Annotated in this window: 18 protein-coding genes; 9 read left to right on the forward strand and 9 right to left on the reverse strand. The window is 31.4% G+C overall.

The features are described 5' to 3' along the window. The first annotated feature begins 214 nt into the window (after positions 1–214). From GQS57_RS15400 to GQS57_RS15415, 4 genes are all read left to right on the forward strand, one after another. Positions 215–2,449, forward strand: coding sequence for a polyribonucleotide nucleotidyltransferase (locus tag GQS57_RS15400; RefSeq protein ID WP_165733755.1), 2,235 nt, complete (start codon positions 215–217; stop codon positions 2,447–2,449). A 101-nt stretch (positions 2,450–2,550) separates the two neighbouring features. After that, positions 2,551–3,675, forward strand: coding sequence for a 2-amino-4-hydroxy-6-hydroxymethyldihydropteridine diphosphokinase (gene folK, locus GQS57_RS15405; RefSeq protein ID WP_165733756.1), 1,125 nt, complete (start codon positions 2,551–2,553; stop codon positions 3,673–3,675). A 64-nt stretch (positions 3,676–3,739) separates the two neighbouring features. Beyond that, positions 3,740–5,251: an OmpA family protein gene (locus tag GQS57_RS15410; protein WP_165733757.1), complete on the forward strand. Its 1,512-nt coding sequence runs from the start codon at positions 3,740–3,742 to the stop codon at positions 5,249–5,251. A 201-nt stretch (positions 5,252–5,452) separates the two neighbouring features. Then, complete coding sequence (locus GQS57_RS15415) at positions 5,453–5,875, forward strand: RDD family protein (protein ID WP_165733853.1); 423 nt, start codon at positions 5,453–5,455, stop codon at positions 5,873–5,875. A gap of 160 nt (positions 5,876–6,035) precedes the next feature. Here GQS57_RS15415 and gldC read toward each other — a convergent pair whose 3' ends face one another. Both gldC and gldB read right to left on the reverse strand, forming a co-directional pair. Further along, on the reverse strand, positions 6,036–6,368 hold the full coding sequence (gene gldC / locus GQS57_RS15420; RefSeq protein ID WP_165733758.1) for a gliding motility protein GldC: 333 nt from the start codon (positions 6,366–6,368) through the stop codon (positions 6,036–6,038). Continuing rightward, positions 6,368–7,327, reverse strand: coding sequence for a gliding motility lipoprotein GldB (gldB, locus tag GQS57_RS15425; RefSeq protein WP_165733759.1), 960 nt, complete (start codon positions 7,325–7,327; stop codon positions 6,368–6,370). Before gldB ends, gldC begins: the two co-directional genes overlap by 1 nt. A gap of 59 nt (positions 7,328–7,386) precedes the next feature. Here gldB and nadE point away from each other — a divergent pair, with 59 nt between their 5' ends. Further along, positions 7,387–8,175 (forward strand): NAD(+) synthase, encoded by a 789-nt coding sequence (gene nadE, locus GQS57_RS15430; RefSeq protein WP_165733760.1) that lies wholly within the window; start codon positions 7,387–7,389, stop codon positions 8,173–8,175. A gap of 59 nt (positions 8,176–8,234) precedes the next feature. On the opposite strand, the gene GQS57_RS19145 is transcribed toward nadE, so the two are convergent. The 6 genes from GQS57_RS19145 to GQS57_RS15455 all read right to left on the reverse strand — a co-directional run bounded on the left by GQS57_RS19145 (position 8,235) and on the right by GQS57_RS15455 (position 14,727). Further along, on the reverse strand, positions 8,235–8,366 hold the full coding sequence (locus tag GQS57_RS19145; RefSeq protein WP_262887632.1) for a hypothetical protein: 132 nt from the start codon (positions 8,364–8,366) through the stop codon (positions 8,235–8,237). A 102-nt stretch (positions 8,367–8,468) separates the two neighbouring features. After that, the gene (gene dnaG / locus GQS57_RS15435) at positions 8,469–10,487 is read right to left on the reverse strand and encodes a DNA primase (protein ID WP_165733761.1); all 2,019 of its coding nucleotides are present in this window, start codon (positions 10,485–10,487) and stop codon (positions 8,469–8,471) included. 288 nt (positions 10,488–10,775) lie between these two features. Continuing rightward, the gene (gene clpX, locus GQS57_RS15440) at positions 10,776–12,014 is read right to left on the reverse strand and encodes an ATP-dependent Clp protease ATP-binding subunit ClpX (RefSeq protein WP_165733762.1); all 1,239 of its coding nucleotides are present in this window, start codon (positions 12,012–12,014) and stop codon (positions 10,776–10,778) included. Positions 12,015–12,121: 107 nt separating this feature from the next. After that, on the reverse strand, positions 12,122–12,784 hold the full coding sequence (clpP, locus tag GQS57_RS15445; RefSeq protein WP_165733763.1) for an ATP-dependent Clp endopeptidase proteolytic subunit ClpP: 663 nt from the start codon (positions 12,782–12,784) through the stop codon (positions 12,122–12,124). 168 nt (positions 12,785–12,952) lie between these two features. Then, positions 12,953–14,275, reverse strand: coding sequence for a trigger factor (gene tig, locus GQS57_RS15450; protein ID WP_165733764.1), 1,323 nt, complete (start codon positions 14,273–14,275; stop codon positions 12,953–12,955). A 92-nt stretch (positions 14,276–14,367) separates the two neighbouring features. After that, positions 14,368–14,727 (reverse strand): phage holin family protein, encoded by a 360-nt coding sequence (locus tag GQS57_RS15455; protein WP_165733765.1) that lies wholly within the window; start codon positions 14,725–14,727, stop codon positions 14,368–14,370. A gap of 679 nt (positions 14,728–15,406) precedes the next feature. Between GQS57_RS15455 and GQS57_RS15460 the strand changes: the two genes are divergently transcribed. Genes GQS57_RS15460 through GQS57_RS15475 form a run of 4 tightly spaced genes read left to right on the forward strand, consistent with a single transcriptional unit; the run spans position 15,407 to position 18,686 of the window. Next, entirely contained in the window at positions 15,407–15,850 is a 444-nt protein-coding gene (locus tag GQS57_RS15460; RefSeq protein WP_165733766.1) for a GNAT family N-acetyltransferase, read from the forward strand. A gap of 47 nt (positions 15,851–15,897) precedes the next feature. Further along, on the forward strand, positions 15,898–16,704 hold the full coding sequence (gene proC / locus GQS57_RS15465) for a pyrroline-5-carboxylate reductase (RefSeq protein WP_165733767.1): 807 nt from the start codon (positions 15,898–15,900) through the stop codon (positions 16,702–16,704). 1 nt (position 16,705) lies between these two features. Next, a complete protein-coding gene (gene proB / locus GQS57_RS15470) occupies positions 16,706–17,476 on the forward strand; it encodes a glutamate 5-kinase (RefSeq protein WP_165733768.1) in 771 nt (256 codons plus the stop codon). 10 nt (positions 17,477–17,486) lie between these two features. Then, positions 17,487–18,686, forward strand: coding sequence for a glutamate-5-semialdehyde dehydrogenase (locus GQS57_RS15475; RefSeq protein WP_165733769.1), 1,200 nt, complete (start codon positions 17,487–17,489; stop codon positions 18,684–18,686). 278 nt (positions 18,687–18,964) lie between these two features. Here the strand turns inward: GQS57_RS15475 and GQS57_RS15480 are convergent, their stop codons facing one another. Further along, positions 18,965–20,770, reverse strand: coding sequence for a lysophospholipid acyltransferase family protein (locus GQS57_RS15480; protein ID WP_165733770.1), 1,806 nt, complete (start codon positions 20,768–20,770; stop codon positions 18,965–18,967). Between the last annotated feature and the right edge of the window lie 23 nt (positions 20,771–20,793).

The following is a 20,793-nucleotide window of genomic DNA, read 5'->3' on the forward strand; positions in this document are numbered from 1 at the left end:
TAGAAAAAAGATATTCTATCAAAATCGAGAATAGAAAAAAGTATTAAATTCTGACTAACAAACAGAATCTATATAAAAAAGGTTAAATTAATTAGCCTCATTCCTGCAAAGGCAGGAAAAAAAATCAAAAATAGTAACAGCATTTTTGAATTTCCATTGCAACAACGTACAACAACGCAACAACAAACAAATTAAAAATTTAGAATTAAAATTTATGATTCCAAAAGTATTTAGAGAGGTTATAGACCTTGGAGATGGAAGAACTATCTCGTTAGAAACCGGTAAATTAGCAAAACAAGCACACGGTTCTGTTGTTGTTCAAATGGGTAAAGCAATGTTATTATGTACTGTAGTTTCTAACTACAAACAATCTGACGTTGATTTTTTACCACTTACAGTAGATTATAGAGAAAAATTTGCAGCTGCAGGTAGATATCCAGGTGGTTTCTTTAAAAGAGAAGCAAGACCAAGTGATGGAGAAGTATTAACAATGCGTCTTGTAGACCGTGTTTTACGTCCTTTATTCCCAAAAGATTATCACGCAGAAGTACAAGTAATGATCCAATTAATGTCTCATGATGAAGACGTTATGCCAGATGCATTAGCAGGTTTAGCAGCGTCAGCAGCTATTCAATTATCAGATTTTCCTTTCGAATGCCCAATCTCTGAAGCAAGAGTAGGTAGAGTAAACGGAGAATTTGTAATAAACCCAACAAGAGCACAATTAGCAGAATCTGACATCGATATGATGATTGGAGCTTCTGCAGATTCTGTAATGATGGTTGAAGGTGAAATGGATGAAATTTCTGAAGAAGAAATGGCAGAAGCAATTAAATTTGCACATGAAGCTATTAAAATTCAGTGTGCTGCTCAAGTAAAATTAGCAGAAGCTTTCGGTAAGAAAGAAACTAGAATATACCAAGGAGAAAGAGAAGATGAAGAATTAGCAGCAAAAATAAATGACTTTTGTTACGAGAAATGTTATGCTATCGCTAAAAAAGGAACATCTAAAGTAGAACGTACAACTGCATTTGCTGAAGTAAAAGAAGAATTAAAAGCTTCTTTTACCGAAGAAGAATTAGCAGATTATGGAGATTTAGTTAGTAAATACTTCAACAAATCTCAAAAAGTAGCTGTTAGAGAATTAACTTTATCTGAAGGTTTACGTTTAGATGGAAGAAAAACAGACGAAATTAGACCAATTTGGTGTGAAGTAGATTATTTACCATCTGTGCATGGTTCTTCTATCTTTACTCGTGGAGAAACTCAAGCTTTAGCAACTGTAACTTTAGGAACATCTAGAGATGCAATGAAAATAGATATGCCATCTTATGAAGGTGAAGAAAACTTCTATTTACACTATAACTTCCCTCCTTTTTGTACAGGTGAAGCTAGACCATTAAGAGGAACATCTCGTAGAGAAGTTGGTCATGGTAACTTAGCACAACGTGGTTTAAAAGGAATGATTCCCGCAGACTGTCCTTATACAGTAAGAGTAGTATCTGAAGTATTAGAATCTAACGGTTCTTCTTCTATGGCAACTGTTTGTGCTGGTACAATGGCGTTAATGGATGCAGGTGTTCAAATGATAAGACCAGTTTCTGGTATTGCAATGGGATTAATTTCTGATGGAGATCGTTACGCAGTTTTATCTGATATTTTAGGTGATGAAGATCACTTAGGAGATATGGACTTTAAAGTAACGGGTACTTCAGAAGGAATTACTGCTTGTCAAATGGATATTAAAGTAAAAGGATTAGGATATGAGATTTTAGTGAATGCACTAAAACAAGCTCGTGAAGGTCGTTTACATATTTTAGGAAAAATAACAGATACAATTGCAGGTGCTAACATAGAAGTTAAAGCACATGCACCTAAAATGGTTAATAGAAGAATACCTAATGAATTAATTGGTGCATTTATTGGACCAGGAGGTAAAAACATTCAAGAATTACAGAAAGAAACAGAAACTACAATTGTAATTACTGAAGACCCTGTAACAGAAGAAGGAATTATTGAAATTTTAGGTACTAAACCAGAAGGAATCGAAGCAGTTATTGCTAAGATTGAGTCTATGTTATTTAAACCAGAAAAAGGTTCTGTATACGAAGTAAAAGTTATCAAAATGTTAGATTTTGGTGCTGTTGTAGAATATACTGAAGCTCCTGGTAACGAAGTTTTACTACACGTAAGTGAATTAGCTTGGGAACGTACAGATAATGTTTCTGATGTTGTTAAGATGGGAGATATTTTAGATGTAAAATACTTTGGTTTAGACCCAAGAACACGTAAGGAAAAAGTTTCTAGAAAAGCTATTTTACCAAAACCAGAAGGTTTTGTCGAAAGACCACCTAGAGATGATAAACGTTCTGGTGGACGTGATAACAGAAGCAGAGATAATCGCGGACGTGATGACAGAAAACCTAGAGAACCAAGAAAAGAAGAATAATTTCTTTTTTTAATTGATATTAAAAATCGCCAATTAATTTTGGCGATTTTTTTGGTTTATAGGGTATTTATAGAATGCTTTTATTTTCTTTGCACTCGACAATGAATTTACAACATATTACATATTTATCTTTAGGGACAAACCAAGGTAACAAACTTGAAAACCTTCAAAATGCTATTCATTCTATTGATGATTGTATTGGTGGTATTCTAAAAATATCTTCTATCTACAAAACTCCGGCTTGGGGATTTGATGGAGACGATTTTTTTAACATTTGTATAAAAGTAGCCACTAATTTAGAACCAGAAACCTTAATAAATTCCCTATTAAAAATAGAGAAAGAATTAGGCAGGCAACGCTCTTCACTAGAAGGATACCAAAACAGAAAGATAGATATAGATATTTTACTATATGATGCCGAAATAATTTTATCTCAAGCATTGATAGTACCTCATCCTAAAATGTTACAGCGAAAATTTGTAATGCTTCCTCTGGCAGAAATAGCTGCATCTACAATTCATCCTGTAGAAAAAAAAGACATTGCAGTTTGTTTACAAGGTTGTGATGATTCATCAAAAATTGAGAAATTAAATGAAATTTTAGAAAGACCTATACCTATTTCAGAAAAGTATAATTATATTGCTATTGAGGGGAACATTGGAGCTGGTAAAACAACTTTAGCCAACTTACTCTCTAACGAATTTAATGCCAAAATGGTACTAGAACGTTTTGCAGACAACCCTTTTCTCCCTAAATTTTACGAAGATAAAGAACGATATGCATTTCCTTTAGAAATGAGTTTTTTGGCAGATAGATATCAACAATTAAGCGATGATTTAGCACAGTTCGACTTATTTAAGAGCTTCATTATATCAGATTACTATATTTTTAAATCTTTAATTTTTGCACAAGTAACATTACAAAAAGAAGAGTATTTATTATACAGAAAAATGTTTGATTTAATGTACAAAGAAATAACAAAACCAGATTTATATATCTATTTATTTCAGAATACAGAACGTCTTTTAGAAAACATTAAAAACCGAGGAAGATCTTATGAACAAAACATAGAACCAGATTACCTAAAACGGATTCATGATGGCTACAAAAATTTTATTAAGACCGAAAAAAGTTTAAATTTACAAGTAATAGACGTTTCAGATATGGATTTTCTTAATAATCAGGATGATTACAAGAACATTGTTAACAAAATAAAGCAATTCTAAAAAAAAATATATATTTTTGCGGGAATCATTCCCCTGTAATATTTAAACGAAAAATCAAATTAAAATGAGGAGAATTATACTATTTATTCTATTGAGCAGTTCTATTATAGCTCAATCATTCGGTCAATCTACCGAAAAAAACATCATAAATACAGACAGTACCGAAGTAAAAGGTAAAGACATTATTAAAGACAATAACACCTGGGCAATTGGTGGTGGTTTTAGTAATTTTATCATGCATGGAGATTTACGTTCTATTGGTACTAGTGATGACACCAATTACTGGAATTTTGGTGGTTATATTTACGTAGATAAAATGTTTAACCCAATATTAGGACTTGAATTTAAAGCCACTTACAATAAAATGTCTGGTGGTGCTCAATATTTTTCAAATACGTACGATCTTAAGTATGTACCAAGCACGGTTAATAGAGATAACATGAAATTTGAAGGTACTGCATATGGTGCCGAATTAAATTTAATAGTAAGTTTTTCTAATATTTATAGAAGACAAGCTAGAAAATGGAATGTTTCTGGGTATTTTGGTGTTGGATATCACCAATACGATTCTGCTTTATTTGATAGAAATACAGATGGTTCTTACACAAAGATTTCAGATGCAGATTTTGGATATAACCCAGAAAGAAATAGCGTTTCTGAAGCAAGTTCAATATATTTATCTACGCAACTAGGTATAAAAAGAAAAATAAGTAGACGATTAGACCTAGAATTTAGAACTGGTATGTATTTCAACCATGAAGATCATTTAGATGCTGCAATTTCTAACAAACAAAATTGGGAAAACTTTTTTGTAACGAGCCTAGGAGTTGTTTTAAAATTAGGAAAGAAAAAAGAATACATTATATGGGCTGCTGAAGAAGCTCCTGGAGCACAATTTAAAATTATTGATACGGATAACGACGGTGTTATGGATCAATTAGATGTAGAACCAAACACTCCAAAAGGTGCAATGGTATATGGTAACGGTCAGGCTGTAGATACAGACGGAGATGGTTTACCAGATTACAAAGATAAATGTCCACTAGAATATGGACCACTATCAAATGAAGGTTGTCCTTTAAATATAGATACAGACGGAGACGGTGTAATGGATGCAAAAGATTTATGTCCTAATACTCCAGGTCCAGTAGAAAATAGAGGTTGTCCTAAACAAGAAGCAGTAGCTCCTGTTAACATTACGCAACAAATTGGATTATTAGCAACTAGTATTTACTTTGATACTAATAAGGATGATATTAAATTAATTTCTTATAGTACTATTGACCAAATCATTACATTAATGAAAAAAATACCAGATGTAAAATTCGTAATTGAAGGTCATACAGATGATAGAAATAGTGACAGATACAACTTGTACTTATCTCAAAGAAGAACTGAAAGTGTTAGAAAATACATGATTAAGAGAGGTATATCAAGTGATAGACTTAAACCAGTAGGTTATGGAGAGTCTAGACCTAAATTCTCTAATGAAAATGCAGGTGGAAGACAATTAAACAGAAGGGTAGAAATTAAACCTATTGATGCAATAGGTGAGGTAGAAAGAATTGATGAATAATTAATAAATCTATTATATATAAAAAAGAGGCTACTTAGGTAGTCTCTTTTTTTTTGGTAGATACCTAGCATTCTAAACCAAGAACTCTTTATAAGAATAAGCAAGATATTAGACTAGCAAGTATATATTTAACCACCATATATTTTACAAAAAACAATGAATGAAACAAACTGAACAACTGAAGTTAAAACTGAACCGAATATTGGAAATCGATTTGCTGCTGGAATAGTAGATTATATAATAATTTTTGGAGTAACTTTCTTTTTAGTTTTCACACTTGGAGAACCGAATGATGCAGGTGGATATTCATTAAATGGTTTACCCGGATTAATACCAATAGTTTTTTGGCTGATTATAACTGTTGGGCTTGAAATTGGTTTCGGAGCAACAGCTGGAAATTATTTAGTTGGACTAAAACCAATTCCGAAAAGCGGAACAAATCGAAAGTTAACTTTTAAAGAATCTTTTAAAAGACATTTGCTTGACCCAATTGATATGTTATTTTTTGGATTGGTTGGAATTGTAACAATTAAAAATACAGAATTAAATCAAAGAGTTGGAGATTTGTGGGCAAAAACGATTGTTGTACCGATCAAATCTTTGTCAGAAATAAAAATGAAATAATGTAAATACTACTATAAAGAGGTGCTTGTCCACAAAAATAGACTGAATCCTTTAAACTAGAAATACTAACCATTTACTTAATACTAGTACTTATTAGAACAGAAAAAAGGTTGCCCAATTAACATGGACAACCTTTATTCTTTTAAATAATAAGTAGTATTTATTTCAGCTCTAGTTTCTCTGCAAAATAATCACAAAAATCACGCATGGTAGCACTCATTTTTTGATCATCGGTTGCACGTTCAAATGAATCTGCCATAGATACTAATGTCTGATGATAAAACTGCTTCATTTCATCTACAGGCATCTCTTTTGTCCATAGATCCATTCGTAAAGTATCTTTTTTCTTATGATCCCAAACAGAAATCATAATGGCTTTAGATTCTTCATTATCTATACCACCATCTTTTGCTGTCCAGTAAATTTCTTCTGGAACTTTGTTTTCATCTAAACCAATTTCAAAATTAATTTGTGAATTATGTTTTATTGACATTATCTTTTAGGCTTGTAATTTGATTTTTGGAATAATTCTTCAAAATCAATAATTAATAACTCTTGCAAAGATACATCATTATTTTTCATAAAAGACTTCACAATCTGCCACCCTAACCACGCACCAATTCTACCTGGAGAATCATTATCATTCTGTAAATAAAATTTAGAAAAAGGAGCATTGTCTAAAAACCTTTTATTCAAGGCTGTTTCTGTGCTAAATAGCAACTTTCTTTCTACAAAATATTTCCAAATATTTTCTTCATTGGCAATAGCCCAATCTAACTTTTCACTTGAATACCCAATCTTAAATTGATCTGAAACTTCTGGTAAATACAAGTCTAATACATATAGTTTCTTGCCTTCGTGAATCATTTTTGATAAAAAACTTCTATTAGGTAAAGCTACGAATTGCTTTTCTATCATAGAATTTGCTACATCAACAACTATATTTTCTTTGGTATTGTTTTCTTTGATGTATTTCGGATAATCTGCATAAAACCTATGTGTTTTCCCTAAATACACATCCAAAGAAATAAACAATAAACTATCTGCGTAAATTACTCTACTATTATAATCTATATTAGAATTCATAGTAACGACATCGGGCACTTTAAAATTGGTATTGTAATATTTAACATGCTTAAAAAGAGAGGTTAATTGAGATTCTAAGGGAGAAATATCTGCATATAACTTTTGAGTCTCTAAAAATAACTCTTGCTCATCCTTATCGGCTATTTTTGAAATTGCCAAACTATCTGAAAATGATTTTGGAAATAAATAAGGATATTTATTTTTAAGTGCTGGTAATGTATTTGCTGTTGAATTATAAAAATCAACTTCGTATCTTTTTGTGGTAAAATCAATATTTACTGTAGAAACATCAATTTGAGTGTTTTTTTTATCAGAACACGAAAAAAACACACATAAAACCATTAAAATCATAAAATAAAATCTCATATTCTTTGTACCTTAGTCATTAGATTTAAGAACGTTAAAAATACTAAAATAGTTTATCAATGAAGACTGAAAAGGTTGCCGAGTATATAATAAAGTGGTTAAAGGATTATGCTGAAAATGCAAAAGTAAAAGGATTTGTAGTTGGAGTGTCTGGCGGAATTGACTCTGCTCTTACTTCTACTTTATGTGCAAAAACAGGGCTACCTACTTTATGTGTGGAAATGCCAATTCATCAGGCTCCAAGTCAGGTTACTAGAGCACAAGAGCATATTACACAATTAAAAAGTAATTTTAATAATGTTTCTGATGTATGCGTAGACTTAACTTCTACTTTCGAAGATTTTAAGAATGTAGTACCAAATGCAGCCCCTTCTGCAAAAGTAGATTTGTCTTTAGCAAATACAAGAGCTAGACTTAGAATGACAACTTTATACTATTTAGCAGGTTTACATAGCTCTTTAGTGGCCGGAACAGGTAATAAAGTAGAAGATTTTGGTGTTGGTTTTTACACCAAATATGGTGATGGAGGTGTAGATGTAAGTCCTATTGCAGACTTAATGAAATCTGAAGTATATGCATTATCTGAGTTTTTAGGCGTACCAAACTCTATACAAAAAGCACAACCAACAGATGGCTTATTTGGAGATAGCAGAACAGATGAAGATCAAATAGGAGCTTCTTATGATGAGTTAGAATGGGCCATGGTAATGCAAGAAAAAGGAAAATCTGAAAATGAATTTTCTGGAAGAGATCGAGAAGTTTTTAAAATTTACACAAGATTAAATAGAATTAACCAACATAAAATGTTACCAATTCCTATTTGTGAAATTCCAAATGAAATAAAATAGAAACATAAAAAAAGCCTTAATTATATTAAATTAAGGCTTTTCTATTTATAATTTTATGATTACAATAAATTTGCTGCAACCATCATTTTTTTAATCTTTAAATATGCTTTCTTCTTAGATCCTGATGAAATTTCAAATGGTAATAATAGGAATAATTGAATAATTCTTAAAAATTGTAATAATCTTTTCATAATACTGAGGGTTTTCTTTTTGCGAGTGCAATATACAAAAAATCTATTTGATTATAATTTAAGACTATAGGGATAAACACCCGATTTTACAATTTAATAATATTAAACAACTCTATTCAACTTTTCAAAGAGCCTCATTTTCAGGTTTGTATAATTTCTAATAACCTCTAAATCTATTGGTGCTCCTTGGTTAGACACCGCTTCACTCATTAATTCATCGATCTTTTCACCTATTAAAACTCGTCTTAAATTATACACCACATCGTTCACATCTTTTGCTAAAACCTCTAAAGCAGACTTTACTTCTATATTTTGCCCTTCCCAATTACTTAATTGTCTATTAGGATTTTCTTTCTCCATTAAAATAGAAGTTACAATAGTAGATATCTCCGTATTTTTATGATTAATTAAACCATCTATATCTAATTTTTCTAATTGATTTAATTGATGAATAATTTCAGTATAAATCTCCTGAAAAAGTACGTTAGAAAACTCTATTTCGTCTTCATGTAAATGCACATAAATTTCTGCAGAAACTGTATTTTCATATTTTCTTGTATCTATTTTCTCTCTTCCTGCATCATCTACATTTATTACCTCTTCTGTAAATTCTACTTCTTCATTTCCATATAAAAGTAAAATTTTAATAATTTCATTTTCTAAAATAGAAAGTTGATCTATTTTCTGGTTAGCAACTACACCACCTTTAACCAAGCCCATTTTAGTTTGTTCTTGTCCACTAGCAAAATCTGGTGGAGGCTCATTTGGGTTTTGCTGAGGGTTGTTTAATTGTCTGCTAGATTTGCTTTTTTCTTGCATCCCCTTTTTTAACAACTGCGCTAACTCACTAAACAATACACGTTCTGAAATATCCATAATTCTAGAACATTCTTGTACGTAAACTTCTCGCTGAATACCATCTGGAATTTTTGCGATACTTGTTACAATATCTCTAATTACACCCGCCTTTTTTATAGGGTCGTTGTTAGAGTCTTTTAATAAAAGGGATACTTTAAAATTGATAAAATCTTGTGCAGAATCCTCTAAGTAAGCTGCTAACTCTGCATTTGAATTGGCTTTTGCAAAACTATCTGGGTCTTCACCATCCGGAAACTGAACTACTTTTACGTTCATTCCTTGTTCTAGAATTAAATCGATACCACGAATGGATGCTCTAATTCCGGCTGCATCACCATCAAAAAGTACAGTAATATTTTTTGTTAATCTATTTATTAATCTAATTTGATCTGGTGTTAACGCAGTACCAGAAGATGCTACCACATTTTCTACGCCAGATTGATTAAAAGAGATTACATCTGTATATCCTTCTACTAAGAAACAATTGTCTTGCTTTGCTATTTCTTTCTTTGCTTGGTATAATCCGTATAGAATTTTACTCTTATGGTAAATATCACTTTCTGGTGAATTTAAATATTTAGCGGCTTTTTTATCGGCTGTTAAAATACGTCCTCCAAAACCTAAAATACGTCCCGACATAGAATGTATCGGAAACATTACACGTCCTTTAAAACGATCGAATTGTTTGTTCTCTTTTACAATTGTAAGCCCTGTGGATGCTAAAAACTTTAAATCATACCCTTTTTTTAAAGCAGCATTTGTAAAATTATCCCACTCGTCCATACAATATCCTAACTCGAACCTTTTAATGGTTTCGTCTGTAAAACCACGTTCTTTAAAGTAAGATAATCCTATTGCTTTTCCTTTATTTGAAGTAAGCATTAACTCATGAAAATAGTCTTTGGCAAAGGTTGAAACCAAATACATACTTTCTCGTTCATTCATCTGAGCTTTTTCTTCGGATGATTGCTCTGCTTCTTCAATTTCTATATTGTACTTTTTGGCTAGCCACCTTAATGCTTCTGGGTAGGTGTAATGTTCATGCTCCATTAAAAAGGAAACTGAGTTTCCTCCTTTTCCGGTAGAAAAATCTTTCCAGATTTGTTTTACTGGAGAGACCATAAAAGAAGGTGATTTTTCGTCTGTAAACGGACTCAAACCTTTAAAGTTACTTCCTGCTTTTTTAAGCACAACAAATTCTCCAATAACCTCTTCTACTCTTGCAGTTTCAAAAATGCGGTCTATGGTACTTCTTAATATCATTTATTGGTTTTATTGGAAAGTGATGACAAAGATAATAATTAGAACGTTATTTTTTCTATTATAAAAAGTTCTAACAAAATAAAACCTCAAAGGTTTTAAAAACCTTTGAGGTTTGTATAAATTTTAAAAAATTGTTTTTACAAACTTCCTTTTTTAGTTTGCGCTATGCGTTAAGGATTGCGCCTTTCGACTACGCTCAAGACAGGCTCCATGTTTGAGCTCTTTTTTGTTTTTCTACAAAAAAAGCGAGTGCAAAAGCCTGACCCTTGTGGTAACGCCCAAAGAAAATTAAGAAGCTGCCTTTAATTTCTTTAACGTAGAATTAGATAATTTTGCTTCTGCATACTCCTTAGTTACATTTAGTTCTTTTTCATCAGAACTTGGTAAATCGAACATTGCATCTGTAAAAATTGCTTCACATAAAGAACGTAATCCTCTTGCGCCTAATTTATATTCTACCGCTTTTTCTACAATGTAATTTAAAGCTTCTTCTTCTATCGTAAACTCCACATCATCCATTGTAAACAACTTAGAATATTGCTTAATAATAGCATTTTTAGGCTCTGTTAAAATTGCTCTTAACGTAGTAGCATCTAAAGGATTCATGTAGCTTAAAACTGGTAAACGCCCAATAATCTCTGGAATTAAACCAAAAGCTTTTAAATCTGAAGGAATAATGTATTGTAACAAGTTTTCTTCGTCTACTTTATCATCATCTAAAGATGCACTAAAACCTACAGCTTGCATGTTTAAACGCTTACTTATATATCTTTCGATTCCAGAAAAAGCACCACCTGCAATAAATAAAATCTCTTTGGTGTCTACTTCTATAAATTTTTGCTCAGGATGTTTTCTACCTCCTTTTGGCGCCACATTTACAACAGTACCTTCCAATAATTTTAATAAAGCTTGCTGTACTCCTTCTCCAGAAACATCTCTTGTAATAGATGGATTGTCTCCTTTACGAGCAATTTTATCGATTTCATCGATAAAAATAATACCTCTTTGCGCTTTTTCTACGTCGTAATCTGCAGCTTGTAATAATTTACTTAAAATACTTTCTACATCTTCACCAACATACCCAGCTTGCGTTAAAACTGTAGCATCTACAATAGCAAAAGGAACGTTTAACATTCTTGCAATTGTTTTTGCTACTAAGGTTTTTCCGGTTCCGGTTTCTCCAACTAAAACAATGTTAGATTTCTCTATTTCTACATCGTCTTTATCGTCTTTGGTTTGTAATAATCTTTTGTAATGATTATAAACCGCTACGGCCATTGCTCTTTTAGTTTCTAATTGACCAATAATATATTGATCTAAGAATTCCTTAATTTCTAAAGGTTTTTTTAGCATTAAATCTTTAGATAAGTCGCTAGATTTTGCATCAGAAACTTCTTCTTCTACAATTCCGTGCGCTTGTTCTATACATTTATCGCAAATATGAGCATCCATACCTGCTATTAACAAGTCTGTTTCTGCTTTTTTTCGTCCGCAAAACGAACATTCTAAATTTTCTTCTTTCGACATTATATTTCGCTTTTCGCTTTGGCTATTTGCTTTAGGCATTTAGCTGTATGCTTTAAAAATCTATCTTTTGCAAATGGGTAATTGCAAAAGGCTAATAGCTTAAAAAATTACTTTTTTCTTGCTAAAACTTCGTCAATCATTCCGTACGCTTTTGCTTCATCTGCTTTCATCCAATAATCTCTATCAGAATCGTTGTGTACTTTTTCTACAGTTTGACCAGAGTGGTTTGCAATAATATCATACAACTCTCCTTTTAACTTAATAATTTCTCTTGCAGTAATTTCTATATCTGAAGCCTGACCTTGTGCACCACCTAAAGGTTGGTGAATCATAACTCTAGAATGTGGTAATGCAGAACGTTTACCTGCTGCTCCTGCACACATTAAAACGGCTCCCATAGAAGCTGCCATACCTGTACAAATTGTTGCTACATCTGGTTTTATAAACTGCATAGTGTCATAAATACCTAAACCTGCATACACTCCTCCACCTGGAGAATTGATATAAATTGAAATATCTTTATTAGCATCTACACTTTCTAAAAATAACAACTGAGCTTGAATAATATTTGCTACTTGGTCATTAATTCCTGTTCCTAAAAAGATAATTCTATCCATCATTAAACGAGAAAAAACATCCATTTGCGTAATGTTCATTTGACGCTCTTCCATAATATATGGCGTTACACTACTTGTAATCTTGCCATAATAGTTGCTGTTAATTCCGTGATGTTTTGTTGCGTATTTTTCGAACTCTTTTCCGTAATCCATTATTATGATGCTTTTTTAAGTTTAATATTGTAAATATAAGAACTATTTCTTACTATTTTGTTTCAGTTTGTCGCTAAAAAAACCTGAATATAACAATTCAGGTTTTTAATTATTTATAATTTTAAAACCTCTCGACTGTGCTCGAGGTGACCTATAAATAACTTACTGTTATTTATATACTTCTTTAATAAAGTCTTCGTAAGAAAGCTCTTTAGATTTAAAACTCATGTTCTCTTTGTAAAAAGTTAATAACTTGTTACTAATTAACTGAGATTGTAATTTCTGAGCTTCTTCTTGGTTTTGTAAGATTCTACCAGCAATATCATCCAATTCTTTTTCTTCTGGATTTGTATTACCAAATTGAGCCATTTGCGTGCGGATAAATCCTTTTGCATAGTCTACCAATTCTGTATAATCAATTTTGATATCATTATCTTTCATAACCTTTCCTTCGATTAATTGATAACGTAAACCTTTTTCTGATTTATCAAATTCAGCTGTAGCTTCTTCTTCTGTTAAAGGCTTTTCTCCTGCAGTTCTTAACCATTTCTTTAAGAAATCTGCTGGTAAATCAAACTTTGTACTTTCTACTAAATACTCTGTAATAGCATTTAATAATTGTTGATCTCCTTGTTGTTGAAATTGCTTTTCTGCGTCTTCTTTAATTTTTTCTCTTAATTCAGTTACAGAAGTTACACTTCCATCAGGAAATAATTTATCAAACAATTCTTTATCTAAATCTGCCGGTTCTGTTTTTGTAACTTCTTCTACAGTAAAAGAAACAGTAATATCTAAATCGTGAATTACATCATGAGAAACACCTAAAATGTGTTCTAATCTATGAGCATCTTCAAATAAATCTTTTGTACCTAACTCAACTACGTCACCAACTTTAGCGCCAACTAATTTAGCGATGTTCTCATCACCATTTAAGTCTTTTACGATAAAAGTAGATTTTTTGTTGATTTCTTTTTCTTCATTTACAAAAGTACCTGTAATATTAGATTCTTCAGTAGCTTCTTCTATAGCACTTACTTTACCGTAACGAGTTTGAATATTCTTAACTTCTTCGTCAAGTAATTCTTCTGTTGCAACAATATTGTATTGTGTAACTTTATCTTTAGCTTTTAAGTCTACCTCAAAAACAGGTGCTAAACCTAATTCAAATTCAAAAGAAAACTCCTCTGCATCCCAGTTAAAATCTTCAGTCATTCTAGGTAAAGGATTACCTAACATTTCTAATTTTTCTTCTGCTATAAATTTATTTAAAGACTCTTGTAAAAGCTTGTTCACCTCATCTATCATAATAGATTTACCATACTGCTTTTTAATCATCCCCATTGGTACATGTCCTTTTCTAAAACCAGGAACATCTGCCTTTTTACGGTAATCTGTTAATAAACTTGATACTTTTGCTTGATAATCTTCTGCTACGATATCTACTTTTACAACTGCGTTTAACGCATCAATGTTTTCTTTTGTAATATTCATTTCTTGTTCTTTTATCTTGAAAAATCGAGTGCAAAATTAATAATTTTAATTGATTGCACAAATGTTAAATACTTCTAATTCAGTATTGTTATTTAGTTTTGAATTGTTTTGGTATCCTCTTTTAATAATGAAAATAATGCCGATCTAAAAATAGACAGTAAAACACTGAATAATAGAGCCGCAAAAAATCCGGAAACAGCAAAACCATCTACTAACTTATCTGCCAATAATATAATGCACGCATTAATTACAAAAATAAATAAGCCAAAAGTGACAATAGTTGCAGGTAATGTAAAGAAGATTAAAAGTGGTCTTACAAACATATTTAGTAACGATATAACCACTGCAACAATAATTGCCGCAACATAACCTGCTACTGAAATACCTGGTAAAATATTAGCTAAGACAATTACTACCAAAGCCGTTAATAAAATTTTTAAAAAAGTTTTCATACTGTTTATTTTTAGAGATAATTGCCAAAACTGTACCAAATGAAAAAGTCTGCTTTTTTGTCATGCTTTGGTTTTGGGCTCGTTTGTATTTAACCCTAAATACTAATAACTATGCTAAACAAAATTTAAACCAATCACTATGTATAATACATTAATAGGTAAAAACTAAAACCAATAAAAACCAACAATCTTTAAAATTATCAAAAATCAAATAAGAGATCACCCCCTTAAAGAAAACAGTATAATTTATAAAAGGTTATAGATATCGAACTCAACAAGAAAGCACCACAATCATTTGTTTGTGGCATTTTCTTCGGATGAATGTATCACTTTAAAAAAAACAATTTTACGTCCCGCTAACAATATTGACACATAATATTTAGACAACTACATTTTTTTACCTTTATAAATCTATAAAACAAGATATTTTGGTATTAAACCTATATAATTTGATAGTAGCATATGCTTTTTGTACCTTTGCATTATGAAAATAAGGATACACAAACAGCGTAACTTTAGAATATTCAACTTTAATTTTTTAGTGTTTAAAAACCAACCTAAAAAATTCATACCTCCTCACTCTTTTTTTTAAATAAACGCTCCTAGCGTTTAACTTCTTTTTTAAGCTTTTTAGCTTTTCATTTTTTATCGTTTTAGATAAATCAAATCAATAGAAATAATGATGATGATTAAAACTTTTGACGCCTTTACGAGGATGTCCTACATAAATATTAATAAAATTTCAAAATTTTTACACAAGCACTTAGAAGACGACTGTAAAGAGGACAAAAGTGCTATTCGTAAATCACTTTTATATGCTGCCAAAGAAACATCTAATCTAGGTGGCTATGCATTTGTTATAGAAGAAAAAGACAAAATAATTGGTGCAATTGTAGTTAATAAAACAGGCATGAGTGAATATCAATCTGAAAACCTAATTACCTACTTAGCAGTTCATAAAGAATATAGAGAACAAAAAATTGCTACAAAATTAATAAAAGAGGCAACCAACTACTGTAACGGAAACCTTTCTTTAAACATCAATAAAAACAATAATGCTATTGAACTATTTAAGAAAAACGGATTCGAGTCAAAGAAAATTCAAATGACTTTATACAAGTAATACACAAAATAAAACACAAAAATAATAGTAACACTTAACACAAAAAAATGAAAATATTAGTAATTGGCGCAGGAAACATGGGGCTAACGTACGCTCAAGGAATGTCTAAATCTAGATTGTTAAAGAAAAAAAACATCATGGTTTTAGACAAATCTGCAGAAAAGCTAGAAGAACTAAATAACATATCTCACTTTGATGCCTTTGAGGAACTAGAAGATTGTGTACCAAAAGCAGACATTATCTTTATTGCCGTAAAACCATACCACGCAGAAAACTTATTTAAAGCATTAAAGCCCTTTACAAAACCGGGTCAGGTAATTGTATCTATTATGGCTGGTGTTAATATAGAAAACATAAAAAAATATTCTGGATTAGATAAAATAGTAAGAGCAATGCCAAACTTACCAGCGCAAATTGGAAAAGGCTTAACGTCTTACGTAACTTCGGAAGAAGTATCTAGGTTAGAAAAATTAACCGTAGAAAGTTTATTAGACACCACTGGTAAATCTATGGAAGTAACCAGTGAAAAATTAATTGATGCTTCTACAGGAATTTCTGGTAGTGGACCTGCATATGTATTCTATTTTATGCAAAGCATGATGGAGGCTGCATTAAAAATGGGCTTTTCTAAAAATGATTCTTCTGTTTTGGTAAGTCAGACTTTTACTGGAGCTATCGAATTATTTAATCAATCTAACTTATCGCCAAATTCTTGGATGGAAAAAGTTGCTTCTAAAGGAGGTACTACACGTGCTGCCTTAGATTCTATGGAAGATAATAATGTAAATGAATTAATTAAAGACGCCGCTTTTGCCGCTTTTAACAGAGCTGTAGAAATGGGTAAAGAACATTAAAATGTACAAAGAAAGAATAGTAATTAAAGTAGGTACCAACGTAATGACAAACAGAGATAACAGAATTGTTAGACCTGTTTTAAGACGCTTAGTTAAACAAGTTGCAGAACTATATGAACGTGGAATTATTTGTATTCTAGTTTCTTCTGGATCTGTAATTGCAGGTAAAGAAATACTAGGAGAATCTAGTATTGAAAATGAAACTCAAAGAAGGCAAGTCTACTCTGCAATTGGACAACCAAGAATGATGCGTCATTATTACAACCTTTTTAATGATTACGGTATGAAATGTGCGCAGGTTTTACCTACAAAAAGAGATTTTTCTCCTGGCGTACACAGACAAAATATGATTAATTGCTGCGAAGGTTTATTATCTGAAGGTGTAATTCCTATTGCAAATGAAGACGATGCTGTTTCTGTTACCATGTCTATGTTTTCAGACAATGATGAGCTAGCTAGTTTAATTGCACAGTTAATAAATGCTGATAAATTAATTATTCTAACAGATATAGACGGATTGTACACAGGACACCCTGAAGCTGAAAGCAGTAATTTAATTACCAATGTAAATCCGGGTGACGATTTAGATAAATATATAAAAGATAGCAATAAAAAACCTGGTGAAGGTAGAGGCGGAATGGGTTCTAAATTAGATTATGCACAAGAAGCAGCCTCTAACAACATCCCTACTTATATTGCAAACGGAAAAAGAGATAACACCATTATTGATATTATTGACGGAAAGTCTGTCGGTACAAAAGTGGCACTTTAAAATCTACAAGATGAAATTATTAGAAACAACCATTAAAAATAACGTACTAACAAGCATGACCAAGATTCTTGATGAAAATCGAGAAGCCTTATTAAAAGCAAATAAAAAAGATTTAGATGCTTTTAATAAAGAAGATCAGGCAATGTTTGACCGTTTGATTTTAAACGATCAAAAAATTGATGGAATGATAAAAGCCATCAATGAAGTTAAAGCGCAAGAAGACCCAGTAAATCAAATTATTAGTGATATTACTTTAGAAAACGGATTAAAAGTAACCAATAAAACGGCGCCATTTGGTACTATTATGATCATCTATGAATCGAGACCAGATGTTACCGTAGAAGCCGCTGTTTTAGCCTTTAAATCTAACAATAGAATTTTATTGAAAGGTGGTAAAGAAGCTTTATACAGTAATAAAATATTAGTCGATTTTTGGCACAAGGCATTAACAGAAAATAATCTAAGTGAAGATTATATAAAGTTCTTGCAAATGGACAGAACAGAAACACAAGAGTTTTTAAGAAACCCAACAGAACAATTAGATTTAATTGTACCAAGAGGTGGAGAACGCTTAATTAGTTTTGTAAAAGAACATGCAACTTGTGCCGTTTTAATTAGTGGGAGAGGAAATAACTTTATCTATATTGATGAAAGCGCAGAATGGAGCAAAACATTAGCCGTAATCATCAATGCAAAAACAGCTAAAATTTCTGCTTGTAATGCGTTAGATAAAATTCTTATCAATAAAAATATAGAAAATTACGAAGCTAAATTAAAAGACCTACAAGCTGTTTTAAAAGAAAGAAAGGTTACTATTTTAGTTGATAAAAGCGTAAAAGAAGTATTAACAGACGCAGCTCTAATACCTGAAGAAAGTGTTTGGAAAGAAGAGTTTTTAGCTTTAAAATGTTGTATTGGTGCTGTTGAAAATCTAGACGAGGCAACAGAAATGATTAATAAATATTCTGGAGGTCATTCTGCCGCAATAATGACAACTAATGATGAAAATGCTGATGATTTCATGCAACAAGTAGATTGTGCTGCTGTTTACAAAAATTCTTCTACGAGGTTTACAGATGGTGGTCAGTTAGGTGTTGGTGCAGAATTAGCCATTAGTACAGACAAATTACATCACAGAGGTCCGTTAGGATTAAAGAAATTAGTAACCAATAAGTATTATATTATTGGTGATGGTAATGTGCGTGTATAACCTATTTCACAAACTATATTAACTTTTGGTTTTCTTGTTCTAAAGCAGGAAAACCATTTTTTTTTAAATACTAATTTTATATGTGTCACTCTTTAGAAACGAGCAACAGAAATTCATCTTAAAGAAGTTAAATATAAAATTAGAAGACATAACATATTTCTACAAACAAGCCCGCGTTAGGGATTGCAGTGAAAAGCCCACAGGGAGGAACGACCGAGGACTTGTAACGTAAAGCCCAACCCTTTTTGGGTAACGCCCTAATTAGAACATTTTTAATTTTATTTATTCTGTAATTCTGTAGCTTTACGCTCTAACTCTGCCTGAAATTCTTCCATAACAGGTTTTACTGTACTATCTGGAATTTCGGACACTTTAATATACATTAAACCGTCTACAGCATTGTTAAATTTAGGATCTACATTAAACGCAACCAAACGTGCATTTTGTTTGACGTATTTTTTAATCAACACCGGAATTCTTAGTGCTCCTGGTTCTATTTCATCAATAATTTTATCGAATTTTTGCATATCTGCTTTTGTAGCATCAAACACAAAATCTTTATCACCATCTTTTAATTTTACTTTGTACTCTTTCTTCGGATGAATGTACTGAGCGATATACGGATCGTAATAATGAGATTTCATAAACTCTATCATTAACGATTTTGAGAAATCTGAAAATTGATTGCTAATAGAAACTCCACCCATTAAATATTTGTACTCAGGATAACGTAAAGTAACATGTACAATTCCTTTCCATAATAAGAATAAAGGCATTGGTTTTTGCTGATATTCGCCAATAATAAAAGCTCTACCCATTTCTATGGTATTGTCCATCATTTGGTATAATTCTGGCTCAATTCTAAACAGTGTTTGAATATAGAAACCATTAATACCATATTTTTTATAAATATCTTTTCCAAGCCCCATTCTGTAAGCTCCTGCCAAACAGTTTGCTTCTCTGTCCCACAGCAACAAATGGTGGTAATATTTATCAAACTTATCTAAATCTATTTCCTTATTGGTTCCTTCACCAACGGCTCTAAAGGTAACTTCTCTTAATCTACCAATTTCATGCAATAGATTAGGTATTTCTTTGGCACTTGCAAAAAACACTTCGTAATTTTTGCTTTCTAATAATCTACCATCCCCTCTTCTTAAAACATCTATTTCTTTAACAAATAAACTTGTATTTCTTTGAGGTGTTATTTTTTTTGCTGTTTTTTTTATTTTGATATTTTGAGTAGAAAGTAGCTTATGGGCTTTCTCAAAAGGGTTTGCCAACATATAAGTTTTCTTTCTGATAAATTCTGAAAAATCAGAAATCTCTTTAAACTCATCTTGATCTTTAACCGAAATTGGTTTCCCTATCCTTACCTTTATAACTTTACCTCCTTGAGATATTACTTCAGATGGTAATTTTGCAGTTCTTAAAGTATCTGATATTTTTGATAAAAAATAAAATAGACGACTGTTTTTTGCGTGAAAATAAATAGGAATTACAGGCACATTCGCCTTTTTAATAAACCTAACCGCACCTTCTTCCCAAGGTTTATCTACATTTAGCTTTCCATCTTTATAAGTAGATACTTCTCCTGCAGGAAAAATTCCCAAAGGATTCCCTTCTCTTAAATGTAATAATGCATTTTTAATACCAGCTACACTAGATTTAGCATCCTTTCTTGATTCAAAAGGATTTACAGGCATTACAAAAGGCTTTAAAGGCTCAACTCTGTGTAGTAAAAAATTGGCTATAATTTTGTAATCTGCTCTTTTTTCGATGAGTAGTTTTAGTAATAAAACACCATCTATACCGCCTAAAGGATGGTTAGACACCGTAATAAACGGGCCATCTTTTGGAATTCTCTTTAAATCTTCTTCCGGAATTTCAAATTTGATATCGCAATCATCTAAAATACTATTTAAAAAATTTAAATCTTTTTTATTTTTATTCTTAGCGTAGATTCTATTGATTGCAGAAATACGAAGTATCCTTAATAGAATCCACCCAATAAAAGTTCCTAAAAAACCAAACCTCTGTAAACCAATTACTTGTGAAATCTCTTTAGCTGTTACTAATGCCATATATTATAATTAGACGGAACTGC

The sequence above is a fragment of the Polaribacter sp. 20A6 genome, assembly GCF_011378915.1.
GTDB classification, from domain to species: Bacteria; Bacteroidota; Bacteroidia; order Flavobacteriales; family Flavobacteriaceae; genus Polaribacter; species Polaribacter sejongensis.